The organism is Corallococcus praedator (assembly GCF_003612125.1).
In the GTDB taxonomy this organism is placed as follows: Bacteria; Myxococcota; Myxococcia; order Myxococcales; family Myxococcaceae; genus Corallococcus; species Corallococcus praedator.
Genome location: NZ_RAWI01000993.1, coordinates 1 through 454, shown reverse-complemented (window position 1 = coordinate 454; position 454 = coordinate 1). Strand labels below are relative to the sequence as shown.

General features: G+C 43.2%; 1 rRNA gene. It reads right to left on the bottom strand.

Features of this window, described 5'->3' with window-relative positions:
* Window positions 1-148: ribosomal RNA gene (locus D7Y13_RS50115) — 23S ribosomal RNA — on the bottom strand; the annotation flags it as partial.
* Window positions 149-454: the final 306 nt, after the last annotated feature.

The window sequence follows — 454 nt, the reverse complement described above, 5'->3', positions numbered from 1 at the left end:
ATTCAGACAGCCATGTTTAGGGTTGCCCCATTCGGAAACTCCCGGATCAATGCTTGCTTCCAACTCCCCGGGACATATCGTCGGTAACCACGTCCTTCTTCGCCTCTGTGTGCCTAGGTATCCACCATCAGCCCTTTGTAACTTGACCACTTTTTCGCAAACTTACATTGGTGTCTGTATTGAATTAATCTCAAGCTTTATCCATTCAGTATCGAATTACTTCTCTACTTCTTGGCTATCACTCGAAACTAACGTTTCTACCTGACATTTTCTCTATGCAGTTTTCAAGGTTCTTTGCTGAATCTAAATCCAGCAGATACTCTTGCCGAAACAAGATGCATTGCTAGAATTATCTTCCGATATATCGGTTCATCTCAGACAGATGCTTTGATAGCTTTCGCTACTTTTGCATCTTATCTCAGTGGAGGTTAACGGACTCGAACCGTTGACATCC